The organism is Actinoplanes sp. NPDC004185 (assembly GCF_053603475.1).
The window spans coordinates 59,656-81,146 of the sequence record NZ_JBSGFR010000034.1 but is presented as its reverse complement, the minus strand read 5'-3'; the positions used below and the strand labels follow the sequence as shown (position 1 = coordinate 81,146).

Genomic DNA, 21,491 nt, shown 5'->3' with positions numbered 1-21,491 from the left:
AACACCAGGCGAGCGCCCTGCTGGTAGGACGAGTCCAGGGTGATCTCACCGCCGTGATGCTCGACGATCTTCTTGCACATGGCCAGGCCGATGCCGGTGCCCGGGTAGCTGTCCCGCGGATGCAGCCGCTGGAAGATGACGAAGATCTTGCCGGCGAACTCGGGATCGATCCCGATGCCGTTGTCCTCGACGGCGAACGTCCAGACGCCGTCGTCGGCCCCGGCGGTGATGTGGATCAGTGGCGCCTGCCCCGGCCGGCGGAATTTGATCGCGTTCCCGATCAGGTTCTGCCAGAGCATGGTCAGGAGCGTGGCGTCGCCGGGGACGATGGGCAGGGTGGGCCGGACGACCCGGGCGCCGCACTCGGCGATGGCCAGAGCAAGGCTCTCCTCCGCCTGCGCGACGGTCTGATTCAGGTCGACCGGTTGGACGGCCTTGTGCACCCGGCCGATGCGGGAGAAGGCGAGCAGGTCGTTGATCAGGCTCTGCATGCGCGACGCGCCGTCGACCGCGAAGCCGATGTACTGCTGGGCCCGCTCGTCGAGCGCGCCGGCGTAGCGCCGCTGCAGCAGCTGACAGAACGAGGCGACCTTGCGGAGCGGCTCCTGCAGGTCGTGCGAGGCGACGTAGGCGAATTGTTCCAGGTCCGCGTTGGACCTCTGCAGTTCCCGTTGCTGCTGTTCGAGCTGTTCACGGGCGAGTTGGCTGGTGACCAGCCCGTCGACCAGGCGCCGCCGCATCGCCTCGACGTCCTGACCGAGCCGGGCCAGGTCGGCGGGGCCTGCGGGGGTGAGGTGGTGGTCGAAGTCTCCTCCGGCGACGCGTCGCACTGCCCGGCTCAGCTGGATCAGCGGCCGGAGCACCACCACGCGCAGCAGGACGGCGATCAGCACGAGGAAGGCGAGCAGGACGGCCGCGAGGAAGACGAAGACACCATTGCGGACCTGGCGTGACTGATCGAGGGCAGCCCGGCCGTCCTGCCTGATCTCGATCAGACGGCGGTCCAGGACGGCGACGCGGGCCCGGACTTCTTCGAAGGCGGTCCTGCTCTGCATCACCACCGTCATGGGCGCCGGCGCGGCGCTGTCCTGATGGCGGGCGATCAGCGGGTCGGCCACGGTGGTGCGCCATCGATGGGCCTGCTCCACGGCATCGGCCAGGTCGGCCAGCGCGCGCGGCTCGGTGCTCAACAGCTGCCGCATCCGGGCGACGGCCGCCTGCTCGGCGGCGATGCCCTGCTGATACGGCTCCAGAAACTGCCTTTGTCCACTCAACAGGTAGCCGCGGACGCCGATCTCCTGGTTGACCAGCGCCGCGCCGAACTCGACCACCGCGGTCCGCGCCGGGGACACCCGATCGCTCAGATGGTTCGAGACCGTCGCCGTGCGCGACAGTGCCTGCGCTCCGACGACCGCGCCGGCGAGCACCAGCACGACCATTGCCACCAGCACCGACGCGAACCATCGCTGGGTGGTCCAGCGCCGGCCGGGCGCTTGAGCGAGGGTCGCGCCGTCGTCGACGTCTGCCACGGCGGTCGGATTCACAGGCGCACGGTACGCGAGGCCCCGTCGTCGTGCCAGGGAGCAAGATCCTCCCGTCGCACCCCCGGCGCATCCGACAAGTTGCGTCGGTTGCTGCGTCGATTGATCGGCGGTATGGTCCGGAGAGTGTCTATGACGCCGCCCGGCGGGCAGCTCTCCGCGACGGACGAGTCGCCCGTGAACGAGGTCCTCAGCATCAGCGGAAGGACGACCATGAACGTGACAGCCGCCACCTCGATGACCGACATGCCCGAGGCCCCGACCGGCCCCGGCGGCCAGCGGGACGTCACCGACGCCGTGCAGCTGGTGCGGGCCATGGCCGTCCTGCCGGCGGACGATCCGGCCAAGGCCCGTCTCCGCGAGCGCGCCATCGAGGCGTGGCTGCCGCTGGCGCAGCATCTCGCCCACCGTTACTACGGCCGAGGCGAGCCCCAGGACGATCTGACGCAGACGGCGACGATCGGTCTGATCAAGGCGATCGACCGGTTCGACCCGGACCGGGGAGTCGACTTCGCCGGCTTCGCCATTCCCACCATTCTGGGCGAGATCAAGCGCCACTTCCGCGACCGCACCTGGTCCATCCGGGTGCCGCGGCGGCTGCAGGAGCTCCGGGCGGCTATCACGACGGCCAACAACACGCTCACCCACACCCTGGGTCGTTCACCGACGGTGGCGGACATCGCCGTCCACCTCGGGATCACCGAGGAATCGGTGTTGGAAGGGCTCGAGGGAGCCATGGCCTACAGCGCCACCAGCCTCGCCACTCCGATCGGCGCCGAGGGAGACCGGGAGCTGGGCGACACGCTCGGCGGCTATGACCACGATCTCGAACTCGTCGACATGCGCCTTGCCCTCGGGCCGGCCCTCGCGTCGCTCGACGCCCGGGATCAGAAGATCGTCGCTCTGCGGTTCTACGGCAACCTGACGCAGGCGCAGATCGCCGAGCAGCTCGGCATCTCGCAGATGCACGTCTCGAGGCTGCTCTCCCGGGCCCTTCTGACGCTCCGCGACCGGATCGACGCCGGCTGACGCGGTCCCCCGGAGAGCCCGCCGGCTCGATACAGGGCCTACAACCGGCGAAACCCCGGCGGGAGCCATGCCGCTCGGGCTGGCTCGACCCGCCGGGGCCGCTGGTCGATCAGGAGGCTCAGTGGTTGTGCGAGTCGGTACGCGGGTCGGTGTCGCTGCTGCGGCTGCCGGCCTTGGCCAGGCCGCGGCTGACCATGTAACCGATGGTGAGCAGAGTGATGTACCACCACGCCTTGTCGGCGGCGAAGATGTCTGTGCCGTCGTTGTTGGCGCGGTCGCCGACCACGTAGGAGGCGATCAGCACGCCCAGAACGGCGGCCACGTAGACGATCAGCTCGGTGGTCTTGAAGGAGGGCTTCGTCTCCTCGCCGTGCGTACGGGTGCGCGCAACGGTCTTGGTGTCATTGGTACCGCGGGTGGACGTCGTCATTGTGACCATTTCCTTAAGCTGTCAGCGTTGCTGTAGGGGGTACCGATGGCGTGATGCCGCCGGTGAACGTGGAGTGCCCCGGGCTCAGGAATTCACACAATAAGTTTTTCGAGCGGGTCCGGTTCGCGGTATCCGCGGGATACTTTTCCTGGTCAGGGCCGGTCACGTTTTGTGGGCCGGTGAATCGGTGCCGCGGTGATTCATTTCCCTTATTGACGTGCGGGTAAAACCGGCGGCCGGGGTGTGCCCCGGAATGGCCACCGCCAAACCACCGCGACCCCACCGACATTGGTCAGAGAAATCCCGGCAGCACGAAAGCAGTCACCGCGATGGCGAACAGGCAGGCGACGACGACAGTCTGACCGACTCGATAGCCGCAGTACTGGTCCGGTGCGGGCGTTGTTGTCTACCGCACTGCGGGAATGGCGGCGACGGCTGCGTGAGCGTCCGGCACCGTGATGGTGACCGTCCGGCCGGTGCGCAGGGTCAGCCGCAGGGCCGGCCCGGAGCGGACCGTGCAGGATGTGCGGCGCGGCGTCCACCAGAAGCCGTAGGCCACGGACCACGGCGACACGTCGATGACCTCGGCGCGGGTGATCTGCTCGATGCGATAGGTGCCGCGCGGCCAGCCGAAGACTCCGAAGCGGACGAAGACGCCGTTCGGTCCGGCCGCCGTCCGGACGCTTCCGGCCGTCAGCACGTTGACCAGTACGGCGGTGGCCGCGACGAGGAGCGGGACCGTCAGGCCGGGCCGGCTGCCGTCTCCGGCGTTGCCCAGGACGATCAGCGGCACCACCAGGGCGGCGCTCAGGATCACCATGGGCCAGTTGGTGACCCGTCCGGTGTAGAGGGAGAACGGGCCGGGCAGTGCGGATGCCGTCACGGGGCACCGTCCTTTCGGTGGGTCAGGTCAGCTGCTCGATGAGGCGGATCAGATCGTTGCGGCCGAGCCCGTGCCGGCGGGCCACCGCCACCAGTTCCTGGGCCGCCTCGGCGACCGGGGCCGGCTCGGTCATGGTCGACGCGACGCGCGCGCCCCGGCCCCGGCGGAACTCCAGCAGGCCGTCGTCCCGCAGCTGCCGGTACGCGGTCAGCACGGTGTTGCGATCCACGGACAGTGCCGACGCCAGCTCGGCCGCCGGTGGTAGCTGCTCACCCACCTTGAGCTCGCCCGAGGCCACGCCCTGGCGGACGCATCGGGCGATCTGGTGCTGCAGCAGCTCCCGCGACGAATGATCGATCAGCCACCTCATAGTGCTAGCATTATCAGCACCATTATTCGGGTGCGTCAAGCCGCTCGCGCACCCAGTCCAGCGTCGCCACACCTTGGGCCCGCTGGAAGTCGCGGACGGTCGGCAGGCCGGGCGGGTCCGGTTGGCGGGCGGCGTCGAGGAAGAAGCCCGCCATGCCGGCGAGGACCGCGGTCAGATCCTGCGGTGCGGCGCCGGAGGTGTGCTCGGCCAGTAACCGGTCCGCCGGCTGCCCGCCGTACAGCCGTACGTTGATCAGGAGCAGCACCGTGTCCACCCAGGCCGCGCCGCGGCAGGCCCAGGGCCAGTCGACCAGCGTGACCCGGCCGTCCGGGCCGAGCAGCAGGTTGTCGGCCCGCACGTCCAGGTGCACGAGCGTGTCCCCGGCGATCGCGGTCCGCGCCCGGTCGGCGAGCGCGCACAGCCGGTCGAGATTCTTCCCGGCCCAGGGATCGAGGCCGGCCGGCGGGTCGGCGGCGATCCGCTCCCAGCCGCCGAAGTCGTGGCCGAGGACCTCGGTGGCCGGCGGTACGTCGGTGACCGGCGACGGGGTCACCCGGCGAGCCAGATCCCGCAGCACGGCGAGTACGGTGGCCAGCTCACCGGCCTGCCACGGAGTGTGCGGATGCCGCCCGGGCACGTCCTCGAGGACGAGGGCGACCCACTCGCCGTCGTCGTAGGTGCCCAGCAGGCGCGGCGCTGCTATCTCCTTCGGCAGGCGTGCCGTGACGGCTGCCTCGCGGCGGTGCATGTCGACGCTGACCTGATTCTGGGCCGTGCCGACCGCTTTGACGAAGGCCCGGGTGCCGGCTGCGGTCCGTACCCGGTCGGCGGTGCCGGGGGAGAACCCACCCGGCTGCGACACGGCCTCCACCACGGGGGAGCCGAGCAGGTCCTCGATCGCCGCACGCACCTCGCCGGGAAGGTCCGTCCAGCCGATCCGTACGCCGGTTGCCTGGGTCGTCATGCCGGGATTGTGTCCGCCGGAGCGACCGTTCGGCGCCCCATTTATCCGGTCGCCGGGGCCGCCACGGGCGCCGGCCCGGTCACCGGCACCGGGCGGGGGATCCGCACGGCGCACAGCAGCGCCCCGAACAGGGCTGCCGCGAACACCAGCATGGCGATCGCGTACGACCGGGGGCTGGGCTGGCCCGACGCGTTCACCGACCAGGTCAGCACGGTGCCGCCGAGGGTGGCGCCCAGGCTGCCGCCGACCGTACGCATGACGGTGTTGACCGCCGCCGACACCCCGGTCCGCTCGGGTGGCACCGCCTCGACCACCAGGGCCCCGACGGCCGCGAACGCGAGCCCGACGCCCGCCCCCATCAGCAGGACAGCCAGGCACACCTGCGCGATGGTCCCGTGCAGCACCGCCAGCAGCAGGTACGCCGAACCGGCCGTGGCCGTGCCCACCGTGAGCGCTGCGCGTGGCCCGTGCCGCCGGACCAGCCGGCTCTGCAGGGGCATGACCAGCAGCGTGCCCAGCGCGGTCGGCAGCATCACCAGCCCGACCACGCTCGGGCTGGCCCCGAAACCGATCCCGCTGCTCGATGGCTGGGCCACGAGCAGCGGCACCAGCATCCACGAGCCGAACATGCCGACGCCGAGCAGCAGCGTCGCGGCGTTGGTGGCGCGGACCGTGGGCAGGGCCATGGTGCGCAGGTCGACCAGCGGGTGCCGGGCCCGGTGCTGCCGGACCAGCCACAGCGTCGCGACCGCGGGTGCGGCCAGGGCCGAACCCCACACCGGCGGGGCCGTCCAGCCGTACGAGCCGGAGAGGCTGATCGCCAGCAGGAGCAGGCCGAGCCAGGTGGCCAGCAGGACCGCGCCCGGCCAGTCGATCCCCCCGTCGTCGCGGCGGCGGATTCCGCGTGGGAGCAACGCCGCCACCGGGATCGCCGCCAGCACGGACACCAGCGCCGGGATGCCGAACAACCACCGGGACGACACCACGGTGAGCAGTGGCCCGGCGGCGACCGTGCCGGCAGCGCCGCCCACGCTCATCACAGTCGAGACGGCGACGAAGGCCCGGGGCCGGCGTACCGGTGGCACGTGGTCGCGTATCAGGGCGAAGCAGAGCGGGAAGACGGCCCCGCCGAGGCCCTGGACCGCCCGCCCGGCCACCATCAGGGCGAGCCCGTCGGCGAGCGCGGACAGCACCGAGCCGGCGCTCATCGCGGCGAGCGCGCCGAGCAGGACGCTGCGCTTGCCGTACAGGTCGGCGAGCCGGCCCAGCAGCGGGGTGGACACCGACGCGCTGAGCAGGAATCCGGTCAGGATCCACGCGGCGCCGGACGGGGTCGTGCCGAGCTCGTGCCGGAAGACGCCGAGCGCCGGGACGACCAGCGACTGCAGCACCGAGTAGGCGGCGGTGGCCAGGCAGAGCCCGGCGAGGACGGCGGCGACCCGGGCTTCCACCGGGCCGCCGCCGAGCCGTGGGCCTGCTGTCACGGCCGCGACGCCACGGCTGCCGGCGCCACGACGGTGTTGCGGTTGGCCGGGCGCGGCAGCCCGTAGTGCTCGCGCAGGGTCCGTCCGGTGTACTCGGTACGGAACCGGCCGCGTTCCTGCAGGATCGGTACCACCTCGTCGACGAACCGGGTCAGCGAGGACGGGAGCACCGGCGGCATGATGTTGAAGCCGTCGGCCGCGCCGTTGTCGTACCAGGACTCGATCTTGTCGGCGACCTGGTCGGCCGTACCGGTGAAGGTCAGGTGCCCGCGCCCGCCGCCCAGCCGGGCGATGATCTCGCGGACCGTGAGCCGCTCGCGGCGGCCGAGGTTGACCACCAGCGTGCGGCGGCTCTTCGCCCCCTCGATCTCCTCCTCGGCCGGCAGGTGCGCCGGCAGTTCCTGATCCAGGCGCAGCTCGCCGATGTCCACGCCGAGCAGCTCGGCCAGGCCGGGCAGCGCGAACTCGGCGCGGATCAGCCGGTTGAGCTCCGCGTCGAGCTCGCGGGCCTCGGCCTCGGTGGCGCCGATCAGCGGCACGATCCCCGGCAGGATCTTGATGTGGTAGGGGTCCCGGCCGTGCTCGGCCGCGCGCCGCTTGAGATCGTCGTAGAACTCCTGCGCATCCGCGAGCGTCTGGTGGGCGGTGAAGACCGCCTCGGCGTAGCGGGCGGCGAAGTTGCGGCCGTTGGCCGAGGAGCCGGCCTGCACCAGCAGCGGATGGCCCTGCGGGGTGCGCGGCACGTTGAGCGCGCCGGCCACCCGGAAGTGGGCGCCCACGTGGGCCGGCGGATAGATCCTGTCCTGGTCGCCCCACACCCCGCTCGCCTTGTCGGCGAGCACCACGTCGTCGTCCCAGGAGTCCCAGAGCTTGAGCGAGACGTCGACGAACTCGGCGGCCCGCTCGTAGCGCTCGCTGTGCGCCGGGAGCCGGTCCAGGTTGAAGTTGCGGGCGGCGTCGAGCCCGGCCGTGGTGACGATGTTCCAGCCGGCCCGGCCCCCGCTGACCAGGTCCAGCGAGGCGAACCGGCGGGCCAGGTTGTACGGCTCGTTGTAGGTGGTCGACGCCGTGGCGATCAGCCCGATCCGCTCGGTGGCCCCGGCGAGCGCGGTGAGCAGCACGGTCGGCTCCAGCGTGCCGGACGGGCGGCGCCCGACCTGGTCCCACAGCACCGGCCCGTCGGCGAGGAACAGGGAATCGAGCTTGCCGCGTTCGGCGATCCGGGCCAGGTTCTTGTAGTGCTCGACGTCGACATCGGCGCGCGGGTCGCTCTCGGGAAGCCGCCACGCGGCCTCGTGGTGCCCGACGCCCATCAGGAACGCGTTCAGGTGCAGCTGCCCGGGCCGGCTCATCGCGCTGCCTGCGGGGTGTAGTGGCTCGCCTCGTCGCCCTCGATGACGTAGCTGCTCGCGCCGTCCGCGCCCACCGGCACGGTCCCGGCGACGGTGACCCGGTGCAGCTTGCGGGGCAGGTCGCCGTAGTCGTCGGCGGCGTAGTGCTGGGTCGTGCGGTTGTCGAAGACCACGACGTCACCGACCGCCCAGTGATGGCGCAGCGTGTTCTCCGGCCGGGTCACGTAGGCCTGCAGCAGCCGCAGCAGATCCTTCGACTCGGTCCGGGACAGGCCGATGATCGTGTCGGCGAAACCGCCGATGAACAGGTTGGGGGTGCCCGACTCGGGATGGATGCGCACCACCGGGTGCGCGGTGCGGTACCGCTGGGCGGTGAAGACCTTGTGGTACGCCTCGACCTCCTCGGTACGGAACTGCGGGTGCTCGGCGTAGTCGTGGTCGTTGGTGTGCACGGCCCACAGCCGGTCGGCCAGCAGCCGCAGGTGTTCCGGCAGGTCGGTGTACGCGGCGGCGGTGTTGGCGAAGAGCGTGTCGCCCCCGTACGGCGGGATGACCAGGCTGCGCAGGGTCGTTGCTTTGGGCGGGGCGACAACGAACGTCACGTCGGTGTGCCACGAGTTGGCGCGGGCACCTTCCCCGCCCTGCACCGCGAGAATGTTGGCGTGTCCGTCGACCGAGGGGACGGTCGGGTGGGCGGTGGTCAGCGGCCCGAAGGTGCCGGCGAAACGCAGGTGGGCCTCGTCGTCGAGGTCCTGGCCACGGAAGATGAGCACCTTGTGCTCGACCAGCGCGCTGGTGAGCCGGGCCGCGAGTTCGGTGTCGATCGGCCGGGCGAGGTCCACGCCGATGACCTCGGCGCCGATCCGTCCGCCGATGCGGCGCACCTCGGTGGTGGTGGGAGCGATCGTCATGACGGTGCCTCCTAGCTGGTGGTGCGCCACGTGGAGAAGCGGCGCTCGGTGATGATCAGGACCTGGTTCACGACGAGGCCGATGGCGGAGATCGTGATGATTCCCGCGTACATGTCGGGCACGGCGAAGTTGTACTGGGCGTAGTTGATGAGGTAGCCGAGGCCGGCCTTGGCCCCGACCATCTCGGCGGCGATCAGGATCAGGATCGAGTAGGCGCCGGCCAGCCGGATCCCGGTGAAGATGGTCGGCACGGCGGCCGGCAGCACGACCTTCTGGAACAACCGCAGCGGACCGAGCCCCAGCGAGCGGGCCGACTTGATCAGCAACGGGTCGACGGTCCGCACGCCGCTGACCGTGTTCAGCAGGATCGGCCACGAGCAGGCGTAGAAGATGATCGCCACTTTGGACGTCTCACCCAGCCCGAGGATGAGAACGAACACCGGCAGCAGCGCCAGCGCGGCGGTGTTGCGGAACACCTCCAGTAGCGGCGTGAGCAGCGTCGCCGCCGGTTTGGACCAGCCGATCAGCAGACCCAGCGGGATGGCCGCCACGACGGCCAGGCCAAACCCGGCCAGCGAGCGACCCAGGCTGGCCTGGGCGTGGTCGATCAGCTCCCCGGACTGCACCAGCTGCCACCAGGCGACCAGCACGTCCGACAGCGGCGGCAGGAAGGTGGCGTCGACCAGCCCGAGCCGGGGGAAGACCTCCCAGACGGCGGCCAGGGCCGCCACGGCGACCACCCGGGTGCCGACCGCGCCGGCTCCGCGCAGAAAACGACGGATCCCGGGGTACGCGACCACAGGCGCCGGCCGGGCGACAGCTGCCGGCGCCGGCCGGGACTCGATGAGGCTAGACACTCGCGTTCTCCTTCTCGTGCAGGCCCAGCTCCTCGCGGCGGGCCTGGCGCACCTCGTCGCGCAGCAGAGTCCAGATCTCATGGCGGTAGCGGGCGAACTCGGGGTCGGAGCGCAGGTCCTCGGTGGCCGACCGGGCGGTGATGGGCACGTCCACGACCTGCTTGATCCGGCCGGGCCGGGACGTCATGACCGCCACCCGCTGTCCGAGGTAGACGGCCTCCTCGATGCCGTGGGTGATGAACACGACGGTCTTGCCGGTCTTCTCCCAGATCCGCAGCAGCTCGTCCTGCAGCCCGTCACGGGTCTGCGCGTCCAGCGCGGCGAACGGCTCGTCCATGAGCAGCACGTCCGGGTCGAAGGCGAGGCTGCGCGCGATCGCCACGCGCTGCTTCATGCCGCCGGAGAGCTCGTGCGGGTAGCGGTCGTGGAAGCCGGACAGCCCCACGAGGTCCAGGTATTCACGGGCCTGGGCGGCGCGTTCGCGGCGGGGCACGTGCTTGGCCTCGAGACCGAACTGGACGTTGCCCAGCGCGGTCCGCCAGGGCAGCAGGGCGTACTGCTGGAACACGACGCCGCGGTCCAGGCCCGGCCCGGTGACCGGCCGGTCGTCGACCAGGATCCGGCCGCTGGACGGGGTGGCCAGCCCACCGAGCAGGTCGAGCAGGGTGGACTTGCCGCAGCCGCTGGGCCCGACCAGGACCAGGAACTCACCGGCGCGGACGTCCAGGTTGATGTCCTGCAGGGCGGTGACGCTGGTGCCCCGGGCCTGGAAGACCTTGCCGACGTGGTCGAAGCGGATCTTCGGCGTGCTCATCGGGCACCGCCCGAGGCGACGTCGTTGTACTCGTTGGTGTAGATGTCGGCCGGCTTCAGGCTGTCGTCCTTGAGCTCGCCGATGCTGTCCAGCCACTCGATCCAGGTGCTGAAGTCGGCGTCGGTGATCGTGCCGCCCTTGCCGGCCACGCCGTAGCTCTTCCAGAACTTGAGCTGGCTGTCGTCCTCGTTACGGGCCCGCTTGGTCAGGATGGAACGGAAGCGGGCGATGACCGTGTCGCGCGGCTGGGTGCGGCTCCAGTCAATCGCCTTGGCCGTGCCGGTCACGAACGCGCGTACCGTGTCGGGGTTCTTCTTGAGGAAGTCGTTGCGCACCACGTAGCTGCCGCCGGTGAACGGCCCGAGCAGCTCGAAGTCGGTGTAGAGCGGGCGCAGCCCGCCGCGCTCCAGCGCCTTGTCCCGCAGCGCGCCGCTGAGCGAGGCGACGTCGATCTGGCCCTGCCGCAGCGACTGCTCGGTGTTGACCGGCGGCACGACGACCAGCTCGACCTGCTTGATCTCCGCGGGCGTCAGGCCGTTGCGCTTGAGGTAGGTCTTGGTGATCGCCTCGGCGTGCGCACCCAGCGTGTTGACGCCGATCTTCTTGCCGACCAGGTCCCGCGCGGTCCTGATCGGACTGTCCTCGGGCACGAAGAAGCCGTTGTAGCTGTCCTTGTCGGCGCCGTAGTAGCCGATGACCGCGGTGATCGGGGCCTTGGACGCCTTGAGCTTGACGATCGCGCCGTTGAAGGCGCCGCCGAAGTCGACGTCCCCGGTGGTCGCGGCCTGGATGTCCTGCGGACCGCTGATGGTGTTGCCGATCCACTTGAGCTTCACGTCGCCGAGATAGCCGAGATCCTCGGCCAGCTCCGCCGGGGTCACCTGGCCGACCCAGCCCTGGTAGCGCAGCTCCTTGGTCTGGGCGCCGCCACCACCGGCGGCGGCACTGCCGCAGGCGCTGAGCGCGGAGGTGGCCAGCAGTGCGCCGGCCAGCGCGGCAGCCACGGCGAATCTGGGTGTCTTCATGGGATCGCTCCTAGCGATGGGTGCGGGTCAGCGACCGGCCGGCGCAGGTCCGGTCGGTGAGGAGGGCAGGCGTCATCGCGCCACGTGCGTCAGCGCAGGTGGCGGTGTCAGGTGCTGATGGCGGCGGTCGGTCAGATAGCTGGGTAGCTGTGCGCGGCCGTCGGACTCAACAGGTGCAGGAGCACACCCGGAGGAAGTCGACGAAGCGGCGCCGCGTGAGACGCTTGCTCCGGTTCATGTGAGCAACGTAAATGTCCGGGCCGGTCGGCGTCAGCCACTTTGTGACTCAGGACACATACATTTCCCATAGGTTGGATGGGATATCTAAACCGGTGTGGCGGCGGTGCGGCCGAGCTCCCAGAAGGCGATGGCGGCGGCGGTCGCGACGTTCAGTGAGTCCACATTGTTGTGCATCGGGATGACGACGCGGACGTCGCTGGCCTCCAGCGCCTGGCGGGTGAGCCCGGGACCCTCGGCGCCCAGCAACAGCGCGGGCCGTTCCCGCTGGGCGGCGGTGAGGTGCTGCAGCGCCACGGCGTCGGGCGCCGGCGTCATTGCGAGCAGGGTGAAACCGGCGGCCCGGACGGCGGCGAGGGTCTGCGGCCAGTCGTCGGCTTTCGCGTACGGGATGGCGAAGACCTCGCCCATGCTGACCCGCACGGCCCGCCGGTACAGCGGGTCCGCGCAGGTGGGGGAGAGCACCACCGCGTCGATGCCGAGCGCCGCCGCGCTGCGGAAGAGCGCGCCGAGATTCGTGTGGGTGTTCAGCCCCTCCAGCACGGCCAGCCGACGCGCCCCGGCAAGAAGCTGGTCCAGCGGCGTCAGCGCCCGCCGGTGGAAGGACGCCAGGATGCCCCGGTGGACGTGGAAGCCGGTGACCGACTCCAGCACGTGCGGGGCGGCCGCGTAGAGCGGCGCGTCGGCGGGCAGCTCACCGAGCTGGTCGACCCGCTTCTCGTCGACCAGGGCGGACCGCAGCCGGTACCCGGCCCGCAGCGCACGGTGGATCACCAGTTCGCCCTCGGCGATGAAGAGCCCGTTGGGCGGCTCCCACTTGGTCCGCAGCTCGACATCGGTCAGCGCCCGGTAGTCGGCGATCCGCGGGTCGTCGGGGTCGGTGATGCTCAGTGCTGGCACAACCGGCATTCTGCCTGCCGTCGCCGGGCCACCCACGACCGACCGGTACGCGGCAGGATGGGGGGATGTTCGTCGATTCGCTGGAGACCCTGCGCAAGCGCCGCAGTGCCAAGTGGCGCACGTACCCCGATGATGTTCTGCCGATGGGCGTCGCCGAGATGGACTGCTCGCTGGCCCCGGCCGTGACCGCCGCCCTGCGGGCGGCCGTCGACGCTTCCGACACCGGCTACTCGGCGGCGGAGCCGGAGCTCGGCGAGGCGGTCGCCGGCTTCGCGGCCCGGCGCTGGGGGTGGCAGGTGGACCCGGCCGCGGTCACCGCGGTCACCGACGTGGGCGTCGGCGCGGTCGAGCTGCTGCGGATGCTCACCCGCCCGGGCGACACCGTGGCGATCAGCCCGCCGGTCTACCCGCCGTTCTTCGACTGGCCGCCGGAGGCCGGCGTGCACCTGCGGGAGGTGCCGCTCACCGCCGGATACCGCTTGGACCTGCCGGCCATCGAGGCGGCCTTCGCCGCCCACCCCGCGGTCTATATCCTGTGCAATCCGCACAATCCGGTCGGCCGCGTGCACACCCACGACGAGCTCGCGGCCCTGGTCCGGCTGGCCCGACTGTACGGCGTGACGATCATCAGCGACGAGATCCACTCCCCGCTGGTGCTGCCGGGCGCCGACTTCACGCCCGCCCTGACCGTCCCCGGCGCGGGGGAGGTCACGGTGAGCCTGGTGTCGGCGAGCAAGGCCTTCAACCTGACCGGCCTCAAATGCGCTGCCATCGTGACCGCGGGCCCGGCCATGGCGGCCCTGGTCAAGCGCCTCCCACCGGACATCCGCTGGCGTACGGGCCACTTCGGCGTGGTGGCCACGGTGGCGGCCTTCACCGAGGGCGACGCCTGGCTGGACAACGTGCTCACCGAACTGGCCGCCCGCCGCACCGAACTGGGTGAGCAGCTCCGCACCCGCCTCCCGATGATCAACTGGATCCCGCCGGAAGCGACTTACCTGGCCTGGCTGGATTGCCGAGCGCTGGGCGACGACAACGAACCCCGGGAGCTGTTCCTGTCCCGCGCCCGGGTAGGCCTCGAACCAGGCACCCGCTTCGGCGCCCGCGGCGCAGGCTTCGTTCGGCTGAACTTCGGCACAAACGCGGATATCCTCAACGAGGCGACCGCACGTATGGCGAGCGCCACCGACAGGTAGCGGCGGCGGCCCGGACGCTGCGGCAGTACGGTTGTACTGTTCGCGTTGTTCTGCCGTCGGGGGTGTGCTGGTGTCGTCCGGTCCCGGGTCCGACCCTCATATGCTGGCGCTGCTGCGAGCCATCCGGCTCCGGCTCGCCGCACCGGACGCGGCTGCCGCGGGGGCGGCTGATGCGACGGCTGCTCTGGGTGGTGCGGAGGCCGAGGAATCGCCCGCCGCCGAGCCGGTCCATCCCGACTGGATGATGCATCCCGACTGGCCGGCTGCGTCGCCTCCAGGTCAGGGCTCTCCGCCCGCGCAGGCGCCTTCTTTCGCCAGCGAGAGTCAGGCGGGGCCGGTTGGTGCTTTGCCTCCGGCGAATCCACCTGGGCTGCCTGCGGCGGGTCTGCCCGGCCTGCCTACGGCGGATCCCTCCGGGCTGCCTGCGGCTGATTTGACCGGCCTGTCTGCGGCGAGCTCGCCGGACCTGCCTGCGGCGCATCCCCTGCGGGACATTTCGGCCGGCGGAGTGCCGCGCGTGGAACGGGAGACGGCCGGGAACGACGGCCGGTCCTGGCAAGCGAGTGTCGGGCCGATGCCTCGTGGGCCGCGGCCGCCCTATCAAGCGCCTTCCCCGCCCGGCACCGTTCCCTCGTCACCGGGTGGCCCGACTCCTTCCGCGCCTCCGCCCGGGACCGGGTCCGGGCCCGGCTATGTAGTTCCGGATGCCGGCGGGTCTGTGCCGCTTCCGGGGAGTGACTCCGGCGAACCGGTAGTTCCCGGGAGCGTCGACTCGCCCGGATGGGCTCCCGGCCGGTCCGGCACGACGCCGGTGCCGGGCGGTGTGCCGATGCGGCCGGGCTCGGTGCCGGCCGTGCCCGACCTCGACGACTTCCTGCCGGATTCCGGCGCAGGCGACGGTGGACGGGTGCTGCCGAATCCGATCGGATCGGGATCGTCCGGCTCCGGCTTCCCGCTTCTGCGTGGCGGCAATCGGGCCCTTCCGTCGGCGTTCAGCACGACTCCGGTGCCCGGCGCGACGCCGCTGCCCGGCGCGGTGCCTGCGCCAGGCGGCGGCGCGGGATCCACTCCGGGAACATCCGGCGAGGGCACGACCCCCGGTGCGGGAACCGGAGTCGGCTCGGGCGGGGCCCCGGGCGCCGGTTCCGGCTCGGGAGCGGGTTCTGGTTCAGGAGGAGGGCCGGGTTCCGGTTCGGGGACGGCCTCGGGCGCGGGTCCGCGCCCAGGAACGACCCCGGGCGCCGGTCCTGGTTCCGGCACAGGGGCGGGTGCCGGGTGGAGGTCGGCTGCCGGCGCGGGCCGAGCCTTCGGTGCAGGCATGGCCCCGGGAGGCCTCGGCACATCGCCGGTTCCCGGCGCGTCTGCTCCCGGCGGGTCCACCCCCGGCGCGACCGTTCCCGGAGGCGTAGCCCCGGGGAGCGGACTCCCTGGCGGGGCGACCCCCGGTGCGGCGGTGCCTGGTGGGGCTGTGCCTGGTGGGGCGGTGCCTGGTGGGGCGGTCCCGGGTGGAACGGTCCCGGGTGGGGCGGTGCCTGGTGGGGCGGTCCCGGGTGGGGCGGTGCCTGGCGGGGCGGTCCCGGGCGGAGCGAGTCCTGGCGGGGCAACCCCGGGCGGCGCGGTTCCGGGTGGAGCGAGTCCTGGCGGGGCGGTCGCTGGCGGCGCGTTTCCGGGTGGAGCGGTTCCGGGCGGAGCGATCCCTGGCGGAACGATCCCTGGCGGAGCGGTCCCGGGCGGAGCGGTCCCGGGCGGAGCGGTCCCGGGCGGCGCCGGTCCTGGTGGCGCCGGTCCTGGTGGCGGGATTCCAGTCGGCAATGGCCTGGTGCCCGGCGGCACCATCCCCGGCCGCCTTGTCCCCCCGACCAGCTCAGGCGGCGGCCAAGGCCCCGCCCAACCCCCCACCCCAGCCGCAGACACCACGCCCGGCACGTCCATCGTCCCCGCGGTTCCTCCCGGCGCCGTCGTTCCCACCCGGCCCGGTGCCGTCACCCCGCCCGTGCGGGGCGGGCTGCGTCCCGGGGCCACCACCCCGTACCCGCCGGGGGCTGGGCCTTGGGCCGGCGGCGTACCGCTCATCCCGGCCACCGGGTCGTCGACCGAGCCCATCAGTGGCATTCCCGGCATCGGCGGCCCGCGGCCGGCCGGGCCGCAGTGGCCCGGGGATCCGGTTCAGGCCGTGGGTTCCTTCGGACCGGTACGCATGCCCGGCATCGTCCCGCCCGTCGGCGCCCGTCCTGCCCTCCCCGCCGACGGTATGGATCCCGCCGATGACGCCGCCCTGCGGGAGATGGCGCGGCTGCTCGGCAACAGCTTGTCGCTGGCCGGCGGGCCTGAGGAGGTCGCCGAGCGGTTGCGGGCTGCTCTGGCGCAGGCCCAGCCCGCGTTGTTCGCCAAACTGCCCGGTGGGCCGGCCGTTCAGGTCGCGCAGCTCGCCGACGCCTTGACCTGGCTGGTGCATCACCTGGACCAGCCGCCGGTGCTGGTCGCCGCGTGTGGCCGGCTCGGTGCCTCGCTGGCCGAGTGCGGAGTCCTGCCTCAGCAGTTGCAGCTGGCCGGGGCCGCGCTGGCCGAGGCGATGCGGGCGGGCATGGCCCCCGGTGGCTGGCGGCAGGATTTCGACCAGGCCTGGCGGTCGACGTGGCAGCACGCGTACGAGTGGATCGCCCACGGGATGGCTGCCGCCGCCTATCAGCCGACCGTGTGGACCGCGGTCGTGGTCGGGCACGAGCGGCGCCGTGACGACCTGGCCGTGTTGTGGTTGCGACCGTATCTGCCCATGCCCTACCGGCCCGGTCAGTACGCCCGGATCGAGCTGCCCGACCAGCCTGGCGTGTGGCGGCCGTATTCGCTGGCCGGGAACCCGCGCCGGGACACCATCGTCGAGCTGCATGTGCGGGCCAAGAGCCACAACGGGATCAGCGGCGCGCTGGTCTACCGGACGGCCATCGGCGACACCGTGCGGATCGCTCGGGCCGAGGGGGAGATGGGGCTGCCCGAGTCCGGCCGGGATCTGCTGATGATCGCCGGGGACACCGGGGTCGTGCCGCTCAAGGCCCTGCTCACCGAGCTGGCCGCGTCCGGCGATCCGCGGTCGGCGGTGCTCTTCTGGGGCGTGCGCAGCCTGAGCGAGCTGTACGACATCGACGACCTCACCGACATCGCCCGGGCCTGCCGCCGGGCCACCGTGATCCCGGTGATCTCCGAGGGGGAGGCCGGACCGTTCCCGAGCGGCCTGGTCACCGACGCGGTCGCCGCCTACGGCGAATGGTCGGCCCACGAGGTGTATCTGGCCGGGCCACCGCTGATGCTGGCCGCGACGAGCCTGGCCCTGCAGGCGCTGGGCGTGGCCCCCGACCGCATCCACCACGACAAGCCGGACTGACCGGCGAGCCGGTCAGGCGAGGGCGGCAGCCAGGATCTTGGCGTAGGCCGGCGGCACGAAGGTCGGCCCGCCCGGCGTCAGCACCTCGTCCCGGGAGGCCGCCGCCCACGCCTCAGCCGGCACCGCCGCCCGCAGCGCCGTGATCACCGGTGCGTCCGCCCACTGCGGGTCGTCGCCCAGCATCGTCAGCGCCACCAGCGATTCCTCCACCTCGCCGACGCATTCGAACGGCTTGTGCGCGTCGATGCCCAGCAGTTCCAGGTAGCCCGGCACCTGCGCCGGGTCGGCGAAGAGGTCCCGGCCGAAGATGTGGGTCAGCCGGGCCCGGGACATCGACGGCGCCATGGCCAGCGCCACGAAGCGGCACTTGGGGCAGTCGCCGCACCAGCGGGCCGTCGGGTCGTGCAGCTTGAACGCCTTGTTGCAGCTCGTCACCACGTCGTCGTACGCGGTGTACCGGGCGAAGAGCTGGGCGATGTGCAGCTCCGACAGTGAGCGCAGCAGCGAGAAGTACGGCTCGGTCAGGCCGGTGTGGGCCGTGACCGCCGCCCGCAGCAGGCCCTCGGCGACCACGCCCTTGGACCACTGATGGTTGATCTCGTGACCGTTCCAGATCAGGTTGGGGTCGGAGGCCGAGCGTTCGTTGGACATCACCACCGGGCCCAGCCCGTGCAGGGCCGCGGTCGCGATCGCGATCAGGGAGTTGATCGCGGTCACCGGGATGTGGCCGTTGAGGGCCCCGGCCTTGTTGAGCGCGAACAGCCGCGGGTCGAGCTGGCGGCGGGCGGCCAGGGCGGTCAGGCCGGAGGCGGCGTTCACGTTGACGATCACCGGGTTGGGGTTGACCGAGAACGGCACCGGGTCCAGCCCGGCGGCCCGCAGGATCTCCAGGGTGACGATGGAGTCCTTGCCTCCGCCCACGGCCGACAGCGGCCGGCCGTCCGCGTTGTCGATGGGAGGGGCCGGGGGAGCCGACGAAGCCGGCGAGGTGACCGACAGCTGGAGCACGTGCGGGAGCTTGTTGACGTAGGCGTACTCCCCGAGACCGTGCGTGTAGACGGCCGTGAAGAACGCGGTGACCGCGGCCGGCACGGCGACCGGCGCCTCGATCCGGGCCGGCGCGCCGACCTTGTAGTAGCTCACGCCGGCCACGACGTGCAGCAGGTCGAGCACCTTGAAGAAGTGGGCCGGCGGCTCGCCCCCGCCGAGCGGGAAGGTGATGGTCTCGGTGAACTCCAGCGGGTCCGGGCCGTCGAGCAGGTAGTCGAACTCCGCGACCCCCGTCGCCGCATCGAACCTGTATGCGGGGAACCGCATGACCTCGTACTGCGCACGCACCCGGCACTCCCAACGTAGGACCAGCGAGCCATACTAGTGCGACTCGACCGAGGGAGACGATTGTGCGCCTGGCAGACCTGCGCGGCCGTTCCGTTGCCGTCTGGGGGACCGGCCGGGAGGGCCGGGCCGCCGTCACGGCCGTCGCCGCCCACGGTCCCTCGCGCCTGATCGCGGTGGACGACAGCGCCAACTTCCTCTCGGTGCCGTGGGAGGGCGAGCTGGCCGCGCTGGCCCCGCTGGCCGGTGGTGATCACGCCCAGGCCGCGCTGATGGCCGCCGACGTGGTGGTGCGTTCGCCGGGCGTGCCGCAGACCCATCCCTGGATGGCCGATCTGCGGGCCCGGGGTGTCACCGTGACCGGTGGCAGCGCCCTGTGGATGGCCGATCACGCCAACCGCACCATCGGGGTGACCGGCAGCAAGGGCAAGAGCACCACGGCCAGCCTGATCAGTCACCTGCTGGCGGCGGTGGGCCGGCCCACCGTCTTCGGCGGCAACATCGGCGTGCCGCTGCTCGACCTGCCTCCGGCCGAGCAGTACGTTCTGGAGCTCTCCAGCTACCAGTGCAGTGACCTGACCGACTCGCCGCGCGTCGCGGTGGTGACCTCGCTGTTCCCCGAGCACCTGGACGCCCACGGCGGCGAGCGGGAGTACTACCGCGACAAGCTCAACCTGCTGGCCCACGGCCCCGAGCTCATCGTGATCAACGGGGCCGACGACCGGCTGGTCGCCGAGACCGTGGCGGTCAAGGACGCGAACGGCTTCGCGGCGATCCCGGCCGCCGGGGGTGACTCGCGGTTCCGGGTCGAGGCCGACGCCCAGGTGTACTGCAGCGACGAGGCCCTGTTCCCGCGGGACACGCTCAAGCTGCGCGGCCGGCACAACGAGCGCAATCTCTGTGTCGCCCTGGCCGTGCTGGACGGCATGGGCATCGACGTCGTCGGTGAGCGGGAGGCCCTGCGCGCGGCGGTGGCGTCCTTCCAGGGGCTGCCGCACCGGCTGGCCGAGATCGAGGACCCGTCGGGGCTGACGTTCGTGGACGACACGCTGTCCACGAGTCCGTATTCGGCGATGCACGCGATCGACGCGTACGAGGGCCGGCCGTTGACCGTGCTCGTCGGCGGCACCGACCGCGGCCTGGACTACAGCCCCCTGCGGGAGCACCTCAAGGACCGGGAGATCACCGTGATCGGCCTGCCGGACAGCGGGCCGCGCATCCTGGCGGAGCTGGCCGGCCTGGCCGGCGTGCGCACGGAGGCGGCGGAAGATCTGCCTTCGGCGGTACGGCTGGCCCGCAAGCTCACGCCGTCCGAGGGTGTGGTGCTGCTGTCCCCGGCGGCCCCCAGTTACGGCCGTTTCCGCAACTTCGAGCACCGTTCCGAGGTCTTCGCCCAGGCGGTCCGCGACAGCGCTTAACCGGTTCTGGGCAGAATTATTGCCGGACCTCCTCCTCTTAAGAGACGCCCTCGCGGATTGCGAGGGCGTTTCGCGTTGCCCGCAGGGTCCCCCGACCGGGCCATGCCGCCGCGCCGTTTGATGCCGTTGGCGACCCATAAAGCCGATGAGCAAAACGGGTGAAACGGGTGCATGTGATGGCGGTCACGCCCTAACGGCCATATGCGGATCGACGTACGTCAACCGTCTGCCGGGTCACAGGCATTCATCGACGTGCTCCAGGTAACGGTTTGAAAACTTCACCCACGGTCTTGACACGGGGGGTCAGAAAGTAAGAACTTTTACCGCGACAGTTAACACTCCTTCCTGAGGGGACGGCCCATGATCGAGCCAGACGTAGACGGCACCGCAGCGACCGCGGTCGTCGACTCTCTGGTGCGCGATCAGGCCGCCGCGCAGCACTCGATGAACAACTCGGACGGCGTGCTGGTCCGGGTGCGTACCCTGCTGCCGGAGTTCACCGGCGCCCTGCAGCGCGTCGCCGAGCAGGTCCTGACCGACCCGGCGGCGGCCTCCCGGGCCACCATCGTCGAGCTGGCCGAGCGCAGCGGCACCTCGCCGGCCACCGTGACCCGGTTCTGCCGGGCGCTGGGCTTCGACGGCTACGCCGACCTGCGCCTGGGCATCGCGGCGGAGACCGGCCGGGCCCGCGCCTCCGGCTGGACCGTGGACATCGGCCGCGAGATCCAGCCCAGCGACCCGCTGGAGCGGGTGCTCGGCCAGATCATGGCGGCCGACACCCGGGCCATGCACGACACCGCCTCACTGCTGGACCTGGCCGAGGTCGAGCGGGCCGCGGTGGCCATCGCCGCCGCGCCGCGGGTCAACATCTTCGGCGCCAGCGGCAGCGCGCTGGTCGGCGAGGAGATGCAGTTCAGTCTGCACCGCATCGGCGTGGCCGCCTGGGCCTGGACCGACGTGCACAACGGCCTGGCCAGCGCCGCGCTGTCCCGGGCCGGCGACGTCGCCCTCGGCATCTCGCACAGCGGCGAGACCGGCGAGACCATAGAGCTCCTCGCCGAGGCCAGCAGCCGCGGCGCCACCACCATCGCACTGACCAGCTTCCCCCGCTCGCCGCTGGCCGAGCTGGCGGACATCGTGCTGCTCACCGCCACCCAGGCCACGACCTTCCGGCCGGACGCGCTCTCCGCGCGGCACCCGCAGCTGGTCGTGCTCGATCTGCTCTACGTAGCCGTCGCCCAGCGGACCCACGAACGTTCGCACGCGGCCTTTCAACGCACCGCCCAAGCCGTCCACGGCCACAAAGCCGTCAAGGACGGGAGCTCCGCCCCATGAATTCGAGATCCCCTCTCACCCGCATAACTCA

General features: G+C 71.7%; 17 protein-coding genes and 1 pseudogene. 5 read left to right on the top strand and 13 right to left on the bottom strand.

The features are described from left to right. Positions 1–5: 5 nt before the first annotated feature. Positions 6–1,439: pseudogene (locus ACWEOZ_RS30355) on the bottom strand (sensor histidine kinase); the annotation flags it as partial. A 348-nt stretch (positions 1,440–1,787) separates the two neighbouring features. Here ACWEOZ_RS30355 and ACWEOZ_RS30350 point away from each other — a divergent pair. After that, entirely contained in the window at positions 1,788–2,570 is a 783-nt protein-coding gene (locus ACWEOZ_RS30350; RefSeq protein ID WP_451914105.1) for an RNA polymerase sigma factor SigF, read from the top strand. 118 nt (positions 2,571–2,688) lie between these two features. Here the strand turns inward: ACWEOZ_RS30350 and ACWEOZ_RS30345 are convergent, their stop codons facing one another. The 11 genes from ACWEOZ_RS30345 to ACWEOZ_RS30295 form a co-directional block, all read right to left on the bottom strand. Continuing rightward, positions 2,689–3,000: a hypothetical protein gene (locus ACWEOZ_RS30345; RefSeq protein ID WP_451914077.1), complete on the bottom strand. Its 312-nt coding sequence runs from the start codon at positions 2,998–3,000 to the stop codon at positions 2,689–2,691. 406 nt (positions 3,001–3,406) lie between these two features. Further along, the gene (locus tag ACWEOZ_RS30340) at positions 3,407–3,883 is read right to left on the bottom strand and encodes a hypothetical protein (protein WP_451914076.1); all 477 of its coding nucleotides are present in this window, start codon (positions 3,881–3,883) and stop codon (positions 3,407–3,409) included. Between the two features lie 22 nt (positions 3,884–3,905). Beyond that, positions 3,906–4,253, bottom strand: a complete 348-nt coding sequence (locus ACWEOZ_RS30335) for a GntR family transcriptional regulator (protein ID WP_451914075.1) — start codon at positions 4,251–4,253, stop codon at positions 3,906–3,908. Between the two features lie 22 nt (positions 4,254–4,275). Further along, a complete protein-coding gene (locus ACWEOZ_RS30330) occupies positions 4,276–5,217 on the bottom strand; it encodes a phosphotransferase family protein (RefSeq protein ID WP_451914074.1) in 942 nt (313 codons plus the stop codon). A 41-nt stretch (positions 5,218–5,258) separates the two neighbouring features. Continuing rightward, positions 5,259–6,701: an MFS transporter gene (locus ACWEOZ_RS30325; RefSeq protein WP_451914073.1), complete on the bottom strand. Its 1,443-nt coding sequence runs from the start codon at positions 6,699–6,701 to the stop codon at positions 5,259–5,261. Further along, positions 6,698–8,053, bottom strand: coding sequence for an LLM class flavin-dependent oxidoreductase (locus tag ACWEOZ_RS30320; protein WP_451914072.1), 1,356 nt, complete (start codon positions 8,051–8,053; stop codon positions 6,698–6,700). Before ACWEOZ_RS30320 ends, ACWEOZ_RS30325 begins: the two co-directional genes overlap by 4 nt. Further along, positions 8,050–8,964, bottom strand: coding sequence for a TauD/TfdA dioxygenase family protein (locus tag ACWEOZ_RS30315; protein ID WP_451914071.1), 915 nt, complete (start codon positions 8,962–8,964; stop codon positions 8,050–8,052). The genes ACWEOZ_RS30320 and ACWEOZ_RS30315 overlap by 4 nt, the downstream gene beginning before the upstream one ends. A gap of 11 nt (positions 8,965–8,975) precedes the next feature. Then, entirely contained in the window at positions 8,976–9,821 is an 846-nt protein-coding gene (locus ACWEOZ_RS30310) for an ABC transporter permease (protein WP_451914070.1), read from the bottom strand. Continuing rightward, entirely contained in the window at positions 9,814–10,635 is an 822-nt protein-coding gene (locus tag ACWEOZ_RS30305) for an ABC transporter ATP-binding protein (protein ID WP_451914069.1), read from the bottom strand. The genes ACWEOZ_RS30310 and ACWEOZ_RS30305 overlap by 8 nt, the downstream gene beginning before the upstream one ends. Then, positions 10,632–11,660 (bottom strand): ABC transporter substrate-binding protein, encoded by a 1,029-nt coding sequence (locus ACWEOZ_RS30300; RefSeq protein WP_451914068.1) that lies wholly within the window; start codon positions 11,658–11,660, stop codon positions 10,632–10,634. Before ACWEOZ_RS30300 ends, ACWEOZ_RS30305 begins: the two co-directional genes overlap by 4 nt. 324 nt (positions 11,661–11,984) lie before the next feature. Beyond that, positions 11,985–12,797 (bottom strand): TrmH family RNA methyltransferase, encoded by an 813-nt coding sequence (locus ACWEOZ_RS30295; RefSeq protein WP_451914067.1) that lies wholly within the window; start codon positions 12,795–12,797, stop codon positions 11,985–11,987. Between the two features lie 65 nt (positions 12,798–12,862). On the opposite strand from ACWEOZ_RS30295, the gene ACWEOZ_RS30290 reads away from it, so the two are divergent. Continuing rightward, positions 12,863–13,993 carry a MalY/PatB family protein gene (locus ACWEOZ_RS30290; protein ID WP_451914066.1) on the top strand — a complete coding sequence of 377 codons (1,131 nt, stop codon included), beginning with the start codon at positions 12,863–12,865 and terminating at the stop codon, positions 13,991–13,993. Between the two features lie 2,251 nt (positions 13,994–16,244). Further along, complete coding sequence (locus ACWEOZ_RS30285) at positions 16,245–17,372, top strand: FAD-binding oxidoreductase (protein ID WP_451914065.1); 1,128 nt, start codon at positions 16,245–16,247, stop codon at positions 17,370–17,372. Between the two features lie 12 nt (positions 17,373–17,384). Here the strand turns inward: ACWEOZ_RS30285 and ACWEOZ_RS30280 are convergent, their stop codons facing one another. Beyond that, complete coding sequence (locus ACWEOZ_RS30280) at positions 17,385–18,689, bottom strand: hypothetical protein (RefSeq protein ID WP_451914104.1); 1,305 nt, start codon at positions 18,687–18,689, stop codon at positions 17,385–17,387. An 83-nt stretch (positions 18,690–18,772) separates the two neighbouring features. On the opposite strand from ACWEOZ_RS30280, the gene murD reads away from it, so the two are divergent. Next, on the top strand, positions 18,773–20,125 hold the full coding sequence (murD, locus tag ACWEOZ_RS30275) for a UDP-N-acetylmuramoyl-L-alanine--D-glutamate ligase (protein WP_451914064.1): 1,353 nt from the start codon (positions 18,773–18,775) through the stop codon (positions 20,123–20,125). A gap of 360 nt (positions 20,126–20,485) precedes the next feature. Beyond that, entirely contained in the window at positions 20,486–21,460 is a 975-nt protein-coding gene (locus ACWEOZ_RS30270; RefSeq protein ID WP_451914063.1) for a MurR/RpiR family transcriptional regulator, read from the top strand. Positions 21,461–21,491: the final 31 nt, after the last annotated feature.